The following is a 234-nucleotide window of genomic DNA, read 5'->3' as shown; positions in this document are numbered from 1 at the left end:
GTGGGCTAGCCAACGCTGTCAATTCAGGACTCACAAGACTTTGCTGCATAATATATGCATTAAGCTTCTTACACTGTTCTTGGACCTCTTTTATCACATTATCATCTTGGACAAGAACAATTGCCCCTTGACTGTGTAAAATAGCCAAAGACTCGAATAACCAACTTTGTTTAAAACCATCAGGCAATTTTTTTTGCAAATCAGCTACTTGATGTATTTTATAATCATTTAAGA

General features: G+C 35.9%; 1 protein-coding gene. It reads right to left on the bottom strand.

The window, feature by feature from the left end:
- A partial coding sequence (locus SB749_RS20965) for a hypothetical protein (protein ID WP_410712018.1) occupies positions 1-234 on the bottom strand: 234 nt, incomplete at both ends.

The sequence above is a fragment of the Brevibacterium sp. SIMBA_078 genome (assembly GCF_046534565.1).
Lineage (GTDB): Bacteria > Actinomycetota > Actinomycetes > Actinomycetales > Brevibacteriaceae > Brevibacterium.
The sequence above is the reverse complement of the archived record's forward strand: the minus strand, read 5'-3'. Positions and strand labels throughout refer to the sequence as shown.